Source organism: Chryseobacterium sp. CBo1, from assembly GCF_001693475.1.
Taxonomy (GTDB): Bacteria; Bacteroidota; Bacteroidia; order Flavobacteriales; family Weeksellaceae; genus Chryseobacterium; species Chryseobacterium formosense.
In genome coordinates, this window is the sequence record NZ_MAUH01000001.1 from 467,318 (window position 1) to 483,749 (window position 16,432).

General features: G+C 34.9%; 14 protein-coding genes. 11 read left to right on the plus strand and 3 right to left on the minus strand.

Going from position 1 to position 16,432, the window contains the following annotated elements:
* The first annotated feature begins 11 nt into the window (after positions 1–11).
* The 7 genes from BA768_RS02360 (at position 12) to BA768_RS02390 (ending at position 6,914) form a co-directional block, all read left to right on the plus strand.
* Entirely contained in the window at positions 12–341 is a 330-nt protein-coding gene (locus BA768_RS02360) for a hypothetical protein (protein ID WP_034674151.1), read from the plus strand.
* Positions 342–402: 61 nt separating this feature from the next.
* Positions 403–1,308, plus strand: a complete 906-nt coding sequence (locus BA768_RS02365) for a 1-aminocyclopropane-1-carboxylate deaminase/D-cysteine desulfhydrase (protein WP_065719537.1) — start codon at positions 403–405, stop codon at positions 1,306–1,308.
* 62 nt (positions 1,309–1,370) lie between these two features.
* Complete coding sequence (locus BA768_RS02370) at positions 1,371–2,426, plus strand: glucosaminidase domain-containing protein (protein ID WP_034674155.1); 1,056 nt, start codon at positions 1,371–1,373, stop codon at positions 2,424–2,426.
* An 89-nt stretch (positions 2,427–2,515) separates the two neighbouring features.
* Positions 2,516–3,799 carry a glutamate-1-semialdehyde 2,1-aminomutase gene (hemL, locus tag BA768_RS02375; RefSeq protein ID WP_065719538.1) on the plus strand — a complete coding sequence of 428 codons (1,284 nt, stop codon included), beginning with the start codon at positions 2,516–2,518 and terminating at the stop codon, positions 3,797–3,799.
* A gap of 196 nt (positions 3,800–3,995) precedes the next feature.
* Positions 3,996–5,327 (plus strand): amidohydrolase, encoded by a 1,332-nt coding sequence (locus BA768_RS02380; protein WP_065719539.1) that lies wholly within the window; start codon positions 3,996–3,998, stop codon positions 5,325–5,327.
* Positions 5,328–5,412: 85 nt separating this feature from the next.
* On the plus strand, positions 5,413–5,997 hold the full coding sequence (locus BA768_RS02385; RefSeq protein ID WP_228388264.1) for an ankyrin repeat domain-containing protein: 585 nt from the start codon (positions 5,413–5,415) through the stop codon (positions 5,995–5,997).
* A gap of 71 nt (positions 5,998–6,068) precedes the next feature.
* Positions 6,069–6,914 carry a helix-turn-helix domain-containing protein gene (locus BA768_RS02390; protein ID WP_065719540.1) on the plus strand — a complete coding sequence of 282 codons (846 nt, stop codon included), beginning with the start codon at positions 6,069–6,071 and terminating at the stop codon, positions 6,912–6,914.
* A gap of 64 nt (positions 6,915–6,978) precedes the next feature.
* On the opposite strand, the gene BA768_RS02395 is transcribed toward BA768_RS02390, so the two are convergent.
* The 3 genes from BA768_RS02395 to BA768_RS02405 all read right to left on the minus strand — a co-directional run bounded on the left by BA768_RS02395 (position 6,979) and on the right by BA768_RS02405 (position 12,209).
* Positions 6,979–8,151 carry a hypothetical protein gene (locus tag BA768_RS02395; RefSeq protein ID WP_065719580.1) on the minus strand — a complete coding sequence of 391 codons (1,173 nt, stop codon included), beginning with the start codon at positions 8,149–8,151 and terminating at the stop codon, positions 6,979–6,981.
* Positions 8,152–8,369: 218 nt separating this feature from the next.
* Positions 8,370–9,560, minus strand: a complete 1,191-nt coding sequence (locus BA768_RS02400) for a hypothetical protein (RefSeq protein WP_065719541.1) — start codon at positions 9,558–9,560, stop codon at positions 8,370–8,372.
* A gap of 18 nt (positions 9,561–9,578) precedes the next feature.
* A complete protein-coding gene (locus BA768_RS02405) occupies positions 9,579–12,209 on the minus strand; it encodes a TonB-dependent receptor plug domain-containing protein (protein WP_065719542.1) in 2,631 nt (876 codons plus the stop codon).
* A gap of 197 nt (positions 12,210–12,406) precedes the next feature.
* Here BA768_RS02405 and BA768_RS02410 point away from each other — a divergent pair, with 197 nt between their 5' ends.
* The 4 genes from BA768_RS02410 to BA768_RS02425 all read left to right on the plus strand — a co-directional run bounded on the left by BA768_RS02410 (position 12,407) and on the right by BA768_RS02425 (position 16,398).
* A complete protein-coding gene (locus BA768_RS02410) occupies positions 12,407–13,084 on the plus strand; it encodes a response regulator transcription factor (protein ID WP_034674169.1) in 678 nt (225 codons plus the stop codon).
* A 46-nt stretch (positions 13,085–13,130) separates the two neighbouring features.
* Entirely contained in the window at positions 13,131–14,162 is a 1,032-nt protein-coding gene (locus BA768_RS02415; RefSeq protein WP_034674171.1) for a sensor histidine kinase, read from the plus strand.
* 132 nt (positions 14,163–14,294) lie between these two features.
* The gene (locus tag BA768_RS02420; protein ID WP_065719543.1) at positions 14,295–14,888 is read left to right on the plus strand and encodes an IS1096 element passenger TnpR family protein; all 594 of its coding nucleotides are present in this window, start codon (positions 14,295–14,297) and stop codon (positions 14,886–14,888) included.
* 235 nt (positions 14,889–15,123) lie between these two features.
* Positions 15,124–16,398, plus strand: a complete 1,275-nt coding sequence (locus BA768_RS02425) for an alpha-amylase family glycosyl hydrolase (RefSeq protein ID WP_065719581.1) — start codon at positions 15,124–15,126, stop codon at positions 16,396–16,398.
* Positions 16,399–16,432 lie beyond the last annotated feature (34 nt).

The window sequence follows — 16,432 nt, forward strand, 5'->3', positions numbered from 1 at the left end:
TATTTGTTATTATGATAATTGTATGCCAAAGGCTCCTCAAAAATACAAAAATAAACGGCATTACACTCTTTCCTTTTATTTTCATCAAGAATCCTGAAGATAAGAAGAATAGAGTATTGATTAATCATGAAAAAATTCACATCAGACAGCAATTAGAACTGTTGATCATATTTTTTTATATTCTTTATATGGTGGAATATTATTATCATTTTTTCAGGTTGAAAAATGCTTATCAGGCTTATAAGTCAATATCTTTTGAAAGGGAAGCTTATGCAATGGAGCATGATTTAAATTATCTCAAAAAAAGAAAATTTTGGAGTTTCACAAAGTTTATGAAATGAAAATTAAAATATTATTAAAATAATTAAAAATCTTAATTTTGTAGTGTAGTTTTAAGCTGTAATGTTAAAAATTCTATCAGAGAAAATTCCGATTCAGGAAATTCCCGTTCAGAAAAATATTAAACTCTTTATCAAAAGGGAAGATTTAATACATCCTCAAATCTCAGGAAATAAATACTGGAAACTTTTTTTTAACATTAATCATTATCTTGAGAATCAACCTAAAAACCCTCTTATCATAACTTTTGGCGGAGCATTTTCAAATCATATTTCAGCTGTTTCAGCAACAGGAAATTTGGCTAAGGTTAAAACTTTAGGAATTATTCGTGGAGAAGAATTAGAAAATAAATGGACGCATAATCCGACCTTGGTGTTTGCTAAAAGAAATGGGATGAATCTAAAATTCGTTACCCGTGAAGAATACCGCCATAAAGATAAACTCACCGAATTTTTACAGCAGGAATTTCCTGAAGCGTTGATTATTCCTGAAGGCGGAACGAATATAAATGCGGTTCAGGGCATAAAAATGATGCTCAATAACGATACAAAAGATTTTGATTATCTTTGCACAGCAGTTGGAACCGGCGGAACATTGGCGGGGATTTCAGAGTTTTGTGAAGAAAATCAGAAAGTTATAGGATTTAAGGTGGTTGATGATTCTTCTTTGGAAAACAAGACTTCTGAACTAACTTCAAAACAAAATTTTCATCTAACCGATGCAGCTTTTGGCGGTTATGGTAAAATAAATGATGAAAATGTGCGTTTTATCAATGATTTTAAAATGAAGTTTGATATTCCGTTAGAGCCTATCTATACAGGAAAAATGATGCAGAAAGTTTTTGAAATGATTTATGCGGATTATTTCCCGGAAGGAAGTAAAATTCTCTGTTTTCACACTGGTGGTTTGCAGGGAATTGAGGGAGTTAATCTGATGCTGGAGAAACAGAACAGAGATTTAATACTATAAATGTAAAAGTAAAACACTCTTATTAGTTATTCGAAGTGTTTATTTATTCAAAAAAATAAAAAATGAAAAGACTTTTCTTACTAATTAGCCTTTTAGTTTTATCAAAATTCTCAGCTCAGACCTGGGCAACAGAAGATCAGTACATCCAAAGATTTGCACAATACGCTGTTGAAGAAATGGAGAAATACAAAATTCCGGCTTCAATTACGCTTGCACAAGGACTTTTGGAAACAGGTGGCGGACAAAGCCGTTTGGCTCAGGAAGGGAAAAATCACTTCGGAATAAAATGTAAAGAAGACTGGACCGGGAAAACAATGAAGCACACCGATGATGCTCCGAATGAATGTTTCCGTGTGTATGATGATCCGAAACAGTCTTACGAAGACCACTCAATATTTTTGGCAACCAGAAAATATTACACCAAACTTTTTGACCTTGATATGAAGGATTACAAAGCTTGGGCACATGGTTTGAAAAAAGCAGGTTATGCAACAAATCCCCGTTATGCATCGATTCTAATCGGGAAGATTGAAAAATATAAACTGTATGAATTTGATGATGTCAATTCTAAAGAAGTTCTTTATGCAGTACTAAAAAAATACCCGGGATTGCAGGAAGACAGACAGTTTATGGCTCAGCTGGAACCTGTTAAGGAAAAGAAGAAAACCATCGCTCCGACTCCTAAAACTCAATCTCAGCCTAAGGTTTATGCTTTAGCTCCTGAGAAAAAAGAAAGAGTAAAGACCAGAACGGAGATTTTAAATTCAATTTTAATTAAAAGTCATCCGAATGGTGGTTTAAAATATATCGTCATTCCTGAAGATACAGATATACAGTTTATTGCTAAAAAATTCAAGATCAGCGAAAGCAAACTTATAAAATGGAACGAGCTTGAAGGAAATGCACTGGCAAAAAATGAAATTGTATTTCTAGAATCTAAAAACTCGGCAGGAAATACAGCAACGTACAAAGCAGAATATGGTGAAGATATGTACGATATTGCCCAAAAATTCGGAATTAAACTCAATAAATTATACGCAAAAAACAGAATGGATGAAGGTCAAAAACCTTCTTCCGGGCAGCTGATTTATTTGATCGATAAAAAACCTAGAAACTAAAATTGGTTGTTGGGTTTGGGTTGATGGTTGTTTGTTTTATAACAGCAAATCTATCAACGATCAACAACTGACAACTGTCAACTAAAAAAATGAAATACCAAAGAAGTTCGGCTTTATTTGAAGAAGCTTACAAATACATTCCCGGTGGTGTAAACTCTCCGGTTCGTGCCTTTAAATCAGTGGGGGGAGTTCCCGTTTTTATGAAATCGGCGAAAGGTGCTTATCTTACCGATGCGGATGATAATACGTATATAGATTACATCAACTCTTGGGGACCTGCCATTTTAGGGCATACGCATCCTGAAGTTTTGGAAGAATTAAAAATTCAGGCGGAAAAAGGTTTTTCTTTCGGCGCACCCACTGAATTAGAAACTGAAATTGCAAAGTTTATTACAGAAAATGTTCCTAATATCGACCAAATCAGAATGGTTTCTTCGGGAACGGAAGCCTGCATGAGTGCGATCAGACTGGCAAGAGGTTTTACCGGGAGAGACAAGTTTATAAAATTTGAAGGTTGTTATCACGGCCATTCTGATTCGTTTTTGATTAAAGCAGGAAGTGGTGCAGCAACTTTTGGGAATCCAAATTCTCCTGGAGTAACACAGGGAACAGCAAAAGATACTTTGTTGGCAAGATATAATGATTTTGAACAGGTTCAGGATCTGTTCAGGCATAATCACGGTGAAATTGCTGCGGTAATTATCGAGCCTGTTGCAGGAAATATGGGTTGCGTTTTGCCAGAAAATGATTTCTTACAAAACCTGAGAAGAATCTGTGACGAAAACGGAGCTTTATTGATTTTTGATGAAGTGATGACTGGTTTCAGACTGGCTTTTGGTGGAGCTCAGGAATTATTTAATGTGAAAGCTGATTTGGTAACGTACGGAAAAGTTATCGGAGGCGGACTTCCGGTTGGAGCTTTTGCGGGCAGAAACGAAATTATGGATCATCTTGCACCAAAAGGTGGTGTTTATCAGGCAGGAACACTGAGCGGAAATCCGTTGGCGATGAGAGCAGGTTTAAAAACTTTGCAAATCATTAAAAATGATCCTGAATTTTTCAACCGATTAGAAAAAACAACAGCAACTTTAGATTTAGAGATCGGTAAAATTTTAAATGAGAAAGGAATTGAGCATAGAATCAACAGAAAAGGTTCGATGATGTCGGTATTCTTTCATATCAATGCGGTTTCCAATTTTGATGAGGCTCAAAATGCCAATCATGCACTGTTCAATAATTTCTTCCATCAGATGTTAACCAACGGAATTTATCTTCCGCCAAGTGGGTATGAAACCTATTTCATCAGTGATGCGATTAAAGACAGAGAAATTGATATGACTCTGGAAGCGGTAAGAAAATTTGAATATTCTTAGATATAAAAATAAATATTTTAAAAGGATGAGGTTAAGCTTCATCCTTTTTTTGTTATAAAAGAACAAAGATTAATATTTCATTAAAGATGATAAAAGCTTTCAAAATCTGTTAATAAATAATTCATACAAGCAATGTAATAAAATATACAATTATAAAGTTTTGCTACTTCCTAATTTTGTATGATAGAAATTTAGAATGGTAAAATCCAATAACATTTCACGAAAAGATTTTCTCAAAAATTCTGCTTTAGCAATGGCAGGAATAGGTTTGTCACCTGTAATGATGAATGCAGAAACAGTTTATGGAAATAAAACTTTATCATCTAACGGAAAATTAACTTTAAAAAATGTCCGTCTTGAAACTGGTTTTGAATATGAAGAAGGTGAAGTAATTGGTACTAATACAGATTTGTTTTTAGTTGAAACCGAAAACGGAAAAATCACAAAAATCAGCAAGAATGATCCTAAAGCAAAAGCGGTGGATGCAAAAGGATTTTTAATGCTTCCTGCATTCAGAGATATGCATATTCATCTGGATAAAACTTTTTATGGAGATAAATGGCAGGCTGTAAGAAAAAGAAAAGGCGGCGTGAAAGGAATGATTGAACTTGAAGAACAGATCATGCCCGAAATTCTCAAAAATTCTACTTATAAAGCAGAAAAAATGATTGAGTTGCTACAGTCAAAAGGAACTGCTTTTGCAAGAAGCCATGTGAACATCGAGCCAACTTCCAAATTAGATTCCCTGAAAAATCTTCAAAAAGCCTTAGACAAGAAAAAGGAAAGTTTTGGTGCTGAGATTGTGGCTTTTCCACAGCATGGCGTTTTCTACAGAAATTCTGTGCCTTATCTGAAAGAAGCTGCAAAGATGAATATAGATTTCATCGGTGGAGTCGATCCTTACACAATCGACGGAGCAATTGAAAAGATGATGGATTTTACCGTTCAATTGGCTCTGGATCATCAAAAAGGAATTGATATCCACTTACATGAAACCGGAGAATCGGGTTTGAAAACGGTGGAATATTTAATTGATAAAGTAAATGAAAATCCTGCACTGAAAGGAAAAACTTTCTTAAGTCATTGTTTTGTTTTAGGAAAATTAGAAAAGATAAAACAGGAAGAAATTGCCGAAAAATTAGGAAACACACAAATTGGTATCATCTCTACAATACCAATCGGGAACCTCATCATGCCTCTGCCACTTTTAAAAAATCACAATGTAATCGTTTATACTGGAAATGACAGTATCGTAGATCATTGGAATACCTACGGAACAGGAAGTGTTTTGGAAAAAGCAAATCTTTATGCTCAGCTTTATGGGCAGTCAACTGAATTTTTACTTTCGAGAAGTCTGAAACTTGCAACGGCTGATCTTCTTCCTTTAGATGATAAAGGAGTTCAACAGTGGCCAAAAAATGGTGACGATGCAGATTTTGTATTGGTAAATGCAAGTTGTTCTGCAGAAGCGGTATCAAGAATTTCAAAAGTGGAATCCCTCATTTATAAAGGAAATATTGTTTATTAATTTAAATAGCAAACTGACGAAAGTTTTAATTTTCTTATTATTTCTTGTAATTGAAATGTGCTTTTCTCAGTCTGTAAAGAAAGAAATGGTTATAAATAAAAGTATAATTGAACTTGTAAAAAGTAATGATGCAGAGGGCGTAAGAGCAGCTTTGGAAAGTGGGATTGATGTGAACACAAAAGATTCGAGGGGACGTTCTTTGCTATTACTTGCTGCGGTAGGAAAAAAGATCAAAATTTCAAAACTGCTTGTAGAATATGGTGCAGATGTCAATTTGCAAGATCAGCAGTTAGACAGTCCATTTTTGTATGCAGGAGCAAATGGACAAACAGAATTGGTGAAATTATTTCTTCAGAACGGTGCAAGATTCGATGTTTTCAATCGGTACAACGGAACTGCTTTAATTCCTGCCTGTGAAAGAGGTCATGTAGAAACGGTGAAATTTTTGGCTTACACAAAAGATTTTCCGATCAATCATGTGAACAGGTTGGGTTGGACTGCTTTAATGGAAGCCGTGATTCTTGGTGATGGTAGTCTTAAATATCAGCAGATTGTTCAGATTTTAAAAAATGGAGGGGCAAAAGATATTGCAGATAAAGACGGTGTTACTGCTTTGGAACATGCGTACAGATTGGGATTCAGTCAGATTGCTAAAATATTGGAATCGTAATCCTTAAAAATAATAATGTTAAAAATGATTTCTTTATTAAATTTTTTTAATTTTAAAAGCAAATCATTTGGATGCATCATCAGTCTGATCACTTTCCGGTTTTGGGAATTGAGGATTTCCGAAAAGACCAGTCGTTGGACAGTAATTTACTGTTCAATGAGCTGTATGGTGAGCGTTCAATTGATCATCCGCACAAGCATGATTTTTTTGTAATTAATATTTTTGATCGGGGAAAAGGCAGCCACACGATCGATTTTGTAGATTATGAAATCAAAAATAAACAAGTTCATCTGGTTTTTCCTGATCAGGTACATCAATGGAAAATTGAACCCGGAACTGTAGGGTATCAGTTGATGATCAGCCGAAACTGGTTTGAAACGTTAGTTCCCACTTTGAGATTTTCCCAGTCTTTATACCAGAATCATCCGGTGATTGATCTTTCTGATGATGCATTTACATCAATCATTTATGAATTTAAGGCAATCAAAAAATTACTGGATGAAGAAAATATTTTTTGGGAGATTATCAGGAAGAGAAATGAGGTAATCGGATTGTTATTGAGCAAGGCCGTTGAGCTTACATTTAACAATGATGATCAGAATCATTACAATCCTATTTTTTCAAAATTCTTACCTCTTATTGACGAGTATTTCAAAGAAGAGCGATCAGTTTCATTTTATGCTGAAAAGCTTAATATTTCGCCAAATTATTTGAATGTCATCTGCAAAAAAAGTATCAATTCTTCGGCTTCATCATTGATTCAGGATCGAATTTTGCTTGAAGCCAAACGTCTTCTCAAAGTGAGTGAAATGTCTGTGAAAGACATTGTTTTTGATCTGGGATTTTATGATCAGGCAAGTTTTTCAAAATTTTTCAAATCACAGACGGGGATGACGCCTTCTCAGTTTAAAGGATGATATGTAATAAAAAAATCCTCAGAAAAAATTTCCAAGGAATTATTATTAATTTAAATCTAATAGATTATTGTAATCCGGACCATCCAATTGCCCAAGTTGGAGTAGTTTCTCCATTTCCGGCTCCACTTGCATCGGTTTTCTCGGTATAAGTATTTGCTACAATAGTTACTGCTGTTCCTGCGCTTGAAGTTGCCGATGCTTTTGTTGTAACATTTGCATTAAACAGAATGTCCTTTATTTTGCTCTGACCATTGAAATAAGTCACTGTCGCATCACTTTCAAGATTAAAGCCTGTTTTCCAGCTAGAGATGACAAAGTTCTCGACAGTTGCCTGAGCTCCTGAAGATAATCTTACAGCATTGGTTTCACCGGTATCGTTACCTCCTATTATTGTTGCATTTTTAATGGTTGGGTTTGATCGGGGAGAAGCATCGGGATTTGTAGCGTTGTTGATGCCTTTGATTCCGTTATTTCCTGTGCCGTCGGTTCTTCTTTTAGTGAAAATATTAGAGGCTGTACCCACCCATCCGTCTTTAAAGCTGAAAGCATTATTCGTATTGCCGATAGAAACAATATTAGCAACAGCTACTGTTCCGCCATAAATTTCGATTCCGTCATCGGCTGTATTAAATAGAGCTACATTTTCAACTCTTGTTCCGCTTCCTACTCCAAACAGAGAAAGTCCGTTGAATTTTTTATCGGTTCCGAAAGGAGCACCTGCATTTTCGATTTTCACATAATTCAGAATACCAGAATTATCGACCGCATCTGTTCCTCCATAAGGTGAATTTCCTATTTCTGAAGTTCCGGAAGCACCTGTATTGATGGGTGCTTTACCACAAATAATCAATCCGCCCCAGTTTCCTGGCGCTGCCGTTGCTGACATCAACATTACCGGAGATCCTGCTGTTCCGTTTGCAAATATTTGTCCGCCCTGTTCTACGAGAATATAAGAATCTGCTCCTGCTGTAGCAACAATCCTTATACCTGCCGGAATCACAAGTTTTCCACCGTTTTTTACTTTTACCGAACCGTTCATCACATATACCTTTGTAGGATCAAGAGTTACGACTTCGCCATTGGTAACCTCACCTTTGAAATTGTTCGGATCTTGAGCAATCCCTGTCGGAATGATAGAATTGATGGTTTCTTCGTCTGTACTGCAAGACTGAATACCCAACGATACAGAACTTATAATAAAAGCAGTTATGATTAATTTGAAATAATTTTTCTTCATAATATTTTGAATTTCTTCCTGTAAAAATTCTTCGCAGAAATCTCTTTTGTTTGAAAAGACCAAATTACCATTTTCTCTTTACTCTGCCAACGGAAAATACAAATGAATATTTGAAATTTAATATAAATAATTTTGAGCTTAATAAAAAAACAAACACGCCCGGAAAGAATCTTCCCGAGCGTGTTTTTCAATTTGATATGAAGAAACTAATTACTTGATTATAATGCAGAAAGAAGGTTAACTCCGTCTACAGTTGCCCAAGCTCCTGTTGGTAGAGATACTTTAGTTACTGTAGTAGCATTTGTGAAAGTTTTTCCTCCATTTGGTGTGAATGCATATCCCCAAACCAATGGATTGTCTGAATCTAAATATGTCATTGGAGAAACTACAATTTTTCCTGTATTTACCTGTCCGGTTTCAGTAGCACTATCCTGAATAAGAACAGAGTAAGCTTTTTGTGCGCCAATGTTTTTATATCCACTAATATACACATTGCTGAAAATTCCAGAACCTTGCTTTTTAAATTGAATAGCTGTAATTTCTGGTGAATTTGCAGCTTCAGGATTTGTACCTGCAGCTCTAATTAGTGTTAGGTTATTTACTTTAGGAGCTACATTATCCGCATTACTGGAAGCTTCTATTTCCATTCCGAAATTTCCTGTTCCAACCTGATAAGCAAACCAGTTTGAATTGTTTTGCCCGCTCCATGCATCTTGCCAGTCGAAAGAATCATCAAAGTTACCATAAGATACTAAGTTTTTAGCACTTACCGTTCCTCCGAACCATTCAAAACCATCGTCTGTTCCTTTATAAGCTACAAGGTTTTCTAAAACCGTTCCTGCACCTACTGAATAGAAGGTAAAGGTGTTGGTTTCTGATGTACCGTCTCCGATTTTTTTACCTGCGTATTCTACGCGTACAAATTTCATGATTCCTGAATTATCATTTGGATTTGTACCTCCATAAGTTAATGCATTTCCATCTTCAGACACAGCAGTTGTATTTCCATTTAAAGCTTTGATAGGAGCTTCACCATAGATTGTGATTCCACCCCAGTCTCCAGGAGTTTTAGTAGAAGTGGTGAAGACGATTGGCTCGGTTGCTGTTCCTTGTGCATCTATTAATCCGTCGTTTAGAATTACCAAAGCACTTGTTTTTGTCGTTACTACATTAAATACAGCTCCTGCTTCGATAGTTATTTTTGCACCGTTAGTAACTTTTACAATTCCGTCTAAAGTGTAGTTTCCTTTTTTGAAAACCACATCCTTTGAAATAATTCCTTTTAAAGTTTCGTCACCTGAAATTATTGTTGGAGCTTCTTCAATTCCGTCATTCACTTCAATTGTACAAGATGTCATACTGAATCCTGTAATTAACACAGTTGCTAAAGGTAAGAGTATTCTTTTCATTTTATTTTATTTATTTTTTTAGAATGTATATCCTACAGTAAAGTTGAACGTTGTACCTCTGTAGTAATTAGTGTATTGAAAGTTATTGTTAGTATTTACGTTATAGTAGCTTTTGTCTCCCAACTCAATTCTATACTGAGTGTTTAAAATATTCTGAACGCCGAATTTTATATTCCAATTTTTGGTAATCTGTTCCTGATAAACAAAGTCTAATTGATGAAATGGTTTTTCGTAGAAATTATCCGTACCTGAAGAACCTACTGCAAATATTTTAGATCCTGAAACATTATAAACAAATGAAAATGTTCTGTTAAGAGAGTTCCTTTTTTTAATCTCGTATTTTAAATCGGCATTAATAGTATAAGGCGCAGCACCCTGTAAACCTCTTTTATTAAGCTGATCTTCAGTAAATCCATCAGGCTTTTCAAGCTGAAGCTGTTCCGGGCTTCTTTCAACATTAGTGTACATAAATGTCGCATTTGCACCAAGACTGAATTTATTTAAAGCTTCAGAAATTCTTGATAAACTCATCACCCCTTCCAGTTCTAAACCAATCAAATCTGCTTTTTTCGCATTGTAAAAGGTTATTGCCACACCATTGGAGTTACCCGAAGTTCTAAAAGATCTTTCAATAGGGTTATCAATTCTTTTTGCAAACAAATTTACCGCAACAAGTTCTCTGTTGGTAGGGAAGTATTCGTATTTTAAATCAATATTATAGTTTTCACTATTCTGGATGTTTGCGTTTCCAACAATGGTTTCGTTATCAGGATTAATGTATTCAATCGGCATTGTTTCGATCAGTACAGGCCTTGTCACAGTTTTGCTGAAAGCTAATCTTAAATTACTTCTATCATTTAATGCTTTTTTTACTGCCAATGACGGTAAGAACAAGTCTCTGTTTTTTTCGATACTTTCTCTTTTTTCACTGCCTTGTTTGTTGTATCTGATTAAGCTTAAATCATTTTCGTAGCGTGCACCAATTAAAATATCCCAGGTATCGTTTGGTTTGTAGTTGAAATTCAGGTATCCTGCATTTACGAATTGATAAATAGAGGTGAATGGCAAATATGCATCAGAACCTTCCTGAAAATAGAAAAGATTGTTTTGCATATCTCTGTCAAATCCTGCCTGAGGTTTATTTCTGTCGATGATAAATCCTTGTCCCGCTGTTCCATTTGGATAGGCGAAGATAAAACGGTAAGAAGTTTTTCTAAGATCGGCAAAACCATTATATCCTAAACTGATCTGAATCGGATATTCTTTTTTATCTCCTTTTTCACCCAGTGAGACAGTATATTCACCAAATGCGGAACCATAAAACCTTGAATTTACGTCAAGATATTGTCTGATGATATTGTTTCCACCATAAGTAATCAATAGCTGATCGTCACTAAGCATATTTCCTTGGTTATCTTGTCGGGAACCTTCCATAATTTTACGGTCGGGTTGCTGGTAGTTGTTCATTACATAACTTACACCTGCCTTTACATTATGTCTGTCGTTGATTTTATGAGAAGCGGTAAGTTGTAAATCGAGAAATCTGGAAATATCAAGCTGATTTACTCTGAAGAATCCGATATCTTCATTTTGAACCTGCTGATTCTTGTATCCGAAGAAATCTTCCACAATGTTATTGGCATTTTGTAGATAGATTGCATTCAGGTTTATCTGGGTTTTTCTGCTTTTATATCCTAAGCCTAGTAGGGCAGAAGATTCCAGCTCGTAATTGTAAGATTTTCTTTGAAGTTTATTATTAAGTACAATTGTTTGTCCGCCATTATCAAGGAACTGATTTTTCGCACCTTCTCTAAAAGAAAATTCCGAGCTTTGGTTGAGTGAGAATAAAATTCCAAGGTTTCCGTTTTCTCCGGCTTTAATTTTTTGTGCAGTCGTAAATCCTATGCTAGTATTGGGCATTGATTTTATTGCGTCCACATTAAAATTGTCTTTAAAATAGCCTCGTGACTCATCTGTGCTGAAACGATAATTGGAAGGTCTTATATTATCAAGATTTTCAGGAAAGCGTCTATCTCTGCTGTTAAGTCCGAAATATCCTTTCATACCATCAGTGTTTTCAGACACCAAGAAGTTATTTCTGAAAGTACTTAAAGTATTTACTCCCACACTGAATTCAACCTTGGAAAAAGAGCGGTCCATTGTCAAAGTTTCAATGTCGAAAGTTGCACCTGCAAAATCTCCATAAAGATTCGAGTTGAACGTTTTATAAATATTCAGTTTTCCCACAACATCTGTAGGAAACTGTTTCAAAGCAATGATTTTTTGGAAAGGGTTATTGGATGGTGATCCCAGTCCGTTTATTAATAAGTAGTTATATCTCTCTTCTAAACCTCTTACAAATAAACCTCTTCCGTCTACGGTTGTAATACCGGTTATCTTAGTAAGACCCTGTTCAACATTAGAGATACCTTTTCTTGAAATTTCTTCAGCACCTATTGCCTGTTTTTGAATGACAGCTTTTTTTTGATCCAGTAATATTGCAGTTTCAGTTTTTTTATTTGTACTTCCCTGAATTACTACTCCTTCAATTTTCTTTTCATTCTTTACTGTATCTTGCTGGTTTTCCTGTGCATAGAATACAGATCCGGATAAAAATAGGACTGCAATGCTGAGTTTATAAATTTTCATTCTTTTACTTCCTTTAGTTTGTATATTCTTTCGGTGCAAAGGAAGAAAAGTTTGATGGTGTAAATGGTTTAGAGAATTTTAAATTTTTCTTAACTAAATATTACGAAAACAATATTATTGTTAACTTTATGTGAACGATAACCCTTGTGTTCATCCATCATTCAAAAATTGTTAACTTTGAACCGTAAAAATTGAAAATGAATCAAAAGAAAATTCTTCTTATAGACGATGAACTCGATATTTTAGAGATTCTGTCTTACAATCTGGAAAAAGAAGGTTACGACATTTACACCGCCACAAATGGTAATGAAGGGATCGATAAAGCCAAAGAAATTATTCCTGATCTGATCTTATTAGATGTCATGATGCCTGAAAAAGACGGTATTGAAACTTGCCAGGAACTTCGCAAGATAAAAGAACTTCAAAAATCACTTATTGTTTTTCTATCGGCAAGAAGCGAGGAGTTTTCTCAGTTGGCGGGTTTTCAGGCAGGTGCAAACGATTATATTGTAAAGCTTATCAAGCCGAAAATTCTTATTTCTAAAGTTAATGCATTGCTTCAGCTGACTTCTCAGGTTTCTGATAATGCTAAATTGATTGAAATTGGAGATCTCGTTATTGATAAAGATAATTTCAGGGTTTCAAAAAACGGACAACAGTTTTTATTGCCTAAAAAAGAATTTGATCTGCTTTACCTTTTAGCTTCAAACACCGAAAAAGTTTTCAAAAGAGAAGAGATTCTTGAGAAAGTTTGGGGTAATGATGTCATTGTTGGTGAAAGAACAATCGATGTGCACATCCGAAGACTGAGAGAGAAATTAGGAATCAATACCATTCAGACCTTAAAAGGGATAGGATATAAACTGATCGTTTAATTCAGAAAATTCCTACCTTTACATTCAACCCCAAAATTTTGTAAAATTGAAATTTTACAGACTCACCTTCGTCTCATCATGTTTGCTTACTCTGGTAATGCTCATTTTGGTAATCGTTTTCGATTCGCTAAAAGATATATATTACAATACTTCCCAATTCAAAATTGGCTTTTTTCTTTGTGTTTTTTTAATGTTTATTATTAATTATGTGGTTCTCGAACTGCTTTTTAATTATTACGCCAAAAAGCAGGTCAGAAAGATCTCAAAAATCCTTCCCGAAGAAATTGTTTATAGTGATCAGAACAATATAACGCTGAAAGAGCTTGGCGAAAGATTTTCAGATTTCAATCAGCAGCAGGTAACAGAAATGGATATGATGAAGGAAATGGAGAGCTACCGTAAAGAATACATCGGAAACGTTTCTCACGAGCTTAAAACTCCGCTTTTTTCCATTCAGGGGTATGTAGAAACTCTGGTTGACGGCGGAGTAGACAATATGATGATTCGCGATAAATATTTAGAACGAATCGGTTTTTCTGTAGAAAGGTTGATCGCCATTGTCAACGATCTCGATATGATCAATAGACTGGAAGCCGGAGAAATCAATCTTAATGTTTCTAAATTTGATGTCAATATTCTTATAAAAGAAGTTTTCGATCTTCTTGATCTTGAAGCAGAGAAAAACAATACCGCTTTACAGCTGCAGACTTTGCACAGCCAGATTTTTGTGGATGCCGATAAGCAAAAAATTTCTCAGGTTTTTATTAATCTCATTTCAAATGCCATTCATTATGCCAACAGGCAGGAAGCAAGGGTAGTGGTAAAAACAAGTGTTCTCAGAAACAAAGTCCTTATTGAAGTCATTGATAACGGAATGGGAATTAAAGCCGAACTTTTACCAAGAATTTTCGAACGTTTTTACAGAGTGGAAACCAGCAGAAGCAGAAGACAGGGCGGTTCCGGTTTAGGTTTAGCTATTGTAAAGCATATTCTGGAAGCACATAACGAAAATATTACTGCAGAAAGCGTCTATCTTGAAGGCACAAAATTCAGTTTTATGCTCGATAAAAGTAAATGATTTTGGTGAAATGTAAGAAAAAAAAAGTTTCTAAAAAATTATTAAATATTTTTTGTAAAATCTCATTTATTATATATTTGCAACAAGAATTTATCATAATAAATATAGGCAAAAAGTAATTGAAATACTGATATGGTTTATAAGATCCGTGTAATATTAGATACAAAAGAAGACATTTTCCGAGATGTGGAGATCAAAGGAAAACAAACACTCTGGAACTTACATTTGGGAATTAAAAGTGCGTTCAACCTTAGCGGAGATGAGCTTTCTACTTTTAATCTTCTTGAAGAGGATGGTACTGTTGTAAAAAGTGTGCCGTTAGAAGATATGAGTGATGATGGAGACGGAGAGATTATGTCTGATGTGTACATCGATGAAGCCTTCGAATCTGCAGGAGATAAAGCACAGTTCCAATATGGTCTTTTGGATCTTTGGGAGTTTTTCTGCGAATTGGTAGAAGTTGTTGAAGAGACGAAAGGCGTAAATTATCCGATCACGACTTACAGATTTGGAAACGCACCTTTAAAAGCACCAACCAAAAACGGTTCTTCAGGTTCCAAAAACAAAAAATCGGCAATGCCATTGATGGATGATGATTTTAGTTTTGATGATGATTTCGGAGGAAGCAACAACTTTGTAGATGAAGATGATGATTTTGATGATGAAGAGGAAGAAGACTATAACGATGACGTTTTCGATGATGAAGACGATGACAACGAAAGATAAAATTTAAAATACAACCCTGAATTCAAGTTCAGGGTTTTTTGTTTTAATAAAATTTAAAACTCAAATTCCTATTTTTGTAAAAATATTTCCTCTCGCAGATTTTACGGATTAGACTGATTTTTATATCACAATCTGCTAAATCTGCACAATCAGTGAGAACTTATATTTGATTTAAATTATAAAACTTAAAAAAGATTTACCAAACAGAACATGTTTCTTAGATTATAAAATGAAAATGAATATGGATTTACCTCAGGAATGGAAACACACCACCAATATATACGAAGTCAATGTAAGACAATACACCAAAGAAGGTACTTTTAAAGCATTTGAAAAAGAAATGCCCCGCCTCAAAAATATGGGTGTAAAAACGTTGTGGTTTATGCCCATTACACCGATTGCCCAACTCAATAAGAAAGGAAATCTCGGAAGTCCTTATGCTGCATCAGATTATACTTTGGTGAATCCTGAATTCGGAGCTTTGGACGATTTCAAGCATTTGGTGAATGAAGCGCATCGTTTAGGTTTTAAAGTGATTATCGACTGGGTTGCCAATCATACGGGTTGGGATCATATCTGGACGAAAACCAATCCCGAATTTTATCTGAAAGAAAACAATACTTTTAAAATGGCTTCTGGTATGGATGATATCATTGAGCTGGATTATCAGAATGAAGAAATGCGCCTAAAGATGATCGAAGCGATGAAATTCTGGATTAAAGAAACAAATATCGACGGTTTCAGATGTGATCTTGCATCGTGGGTAACGGTAGATTTCTGGGAAGAAGCAAGATCCGAACTTGAAAAAATAAAACCTCTGTTTTTTATAGGCGAATTTGATGAGCTCGAAAATCCGGAATATGGTAAGATTTTCGATGCAAGTTACTCATGGAAATGGATGCATAAATCGGCCGATTTTTATAAAAATAATGAACCGATCAGTGAACTTGTAGATTTGCTCAGAAAATATTCTCAAATAGGAGATTCTTCAATGAGAGCATGGTTTACAACCAATCACGACGAAAATTCATGGAACGGAACCGAGTTTGAAAAATATGGCGACATTACAAAGCCTATGGCTGTGTTTTCTGCAACCTGGAACGGAATTCCTTTGCTGTATTCAGGTCAGGAACTTCCCAATTTAAAAAGGTTGGAATTTTTCGAAAAAGACTCTATCGACTGGACGAATGATTATAAAATGGCCGATTTTTATAAAACTTTATTAAATCTGAAATCTTCAAATCCTGCTTTAAGAGGAGGAGATCCGAATGTTGTAACTTATCTTTTACATACATCTGCAAATAATAAAATTTTTGCTTTTATCAGAAAAAACAAATGGAATGAAGTTTTGGTAGTATTAAATTTTTCAAAAGAAGACGTTGAATTTTCTATTGAAGATGAAAATGTAAGCGGAATTTTCAATAATGTTTTTGATGGTGGCAAAAGAGATTTTAGCAATGGGAAAAGTTTTACTTTTAAGGTTTCCGACTATGCTGTTTTTGAAAAATAAAATTTTAATTTTTAATATTAGTATAAAGCCCGCT

Coding starts and splice junctions, on each gene's coding strand:
- BA768_RS02365 (WP_065719537.1), top strand. CDS start 403: ATGTTAAAAATTCTATCAGAGAAAATTCCGATTCAGGAAATTCCCGTT.
- BA768_RS02400 (WP_065719541.1), bottom strand. CDS start 9,560: ATGAAAAGAATACTCTTACCTTTAGCAACTGTGTTAATTACAGGATTC.
- BA768_RS02380 (WP_065719539.1), top strand. CDS start 3,996: ATGGTAAAATCCAATAACATTTCACGAAAAGATTTTCTCAAAAATTCT.
- BA768_RS02425 (WP_065719581.1), top strand. CDS start 15,124: ATGAATATGGATTTACCTCAGGAATGGAAACACACCACCAATATATAC.
- BA768_RS02410 (WP_034674169.1), top strand. CDS start 12,407: ATGAATCAAAAGAAAATTCTTCTTATAGACGATGAACTCGATATTTTA.
- BA768_RS02370 (WP_034674155.1), top strand. CDS start 1,371: ATGAAAAGACTTTTCTTACTAATTAGCCTTTTAGTTTTATCAAAATTC.
- BA768_RS02420 (WP_065719543.1), top strand. CDS start 14,295: ATGGTTTATAAGATCCGTGTAATATTAGATACAAAAGAAGACATTTTC.
- BA768_RS02390 (WP_065719540.1), top strand. CDS start 6,069: ATGCATCATCAGTCTGATCACTTTCCGGTTTTGGGAATTGAGGATTTC.
- BA768_RS02360 (WP_034674151.1), top strand. CDS start 12: ATGATAATTGTATGCCAAAGGCTCCTCAAAAATACAAAAATAAACGGC.
- BA768_RS02405 (WP_065719542.1), bottom strand. CDS start 12,209: ATGAAAATTTATAAACTCAGCATTGCAGTCCTATTTTTATCCGGATCT.
- hemL (WP_065719538.1), top strand. CDS start 2,516: ATGAAATACCAAAGAAGTTCGGCTTTATTTGAAGAAGCTTACAAATAC.
- BA768_RS02385 (WP_228388264.1), top strand. CDS start 5,413: ATGGTTATAAATAAAAGTATAATTGAACTTGTAAAAAGTAATGATGCA.
- BA768_RS02395 (WP_065719580.1), bottom strand. CDS start 8,151: ATGAAGAAAAATTATTTCAAATTAATCATAACTGCTTTTATTATAAGT.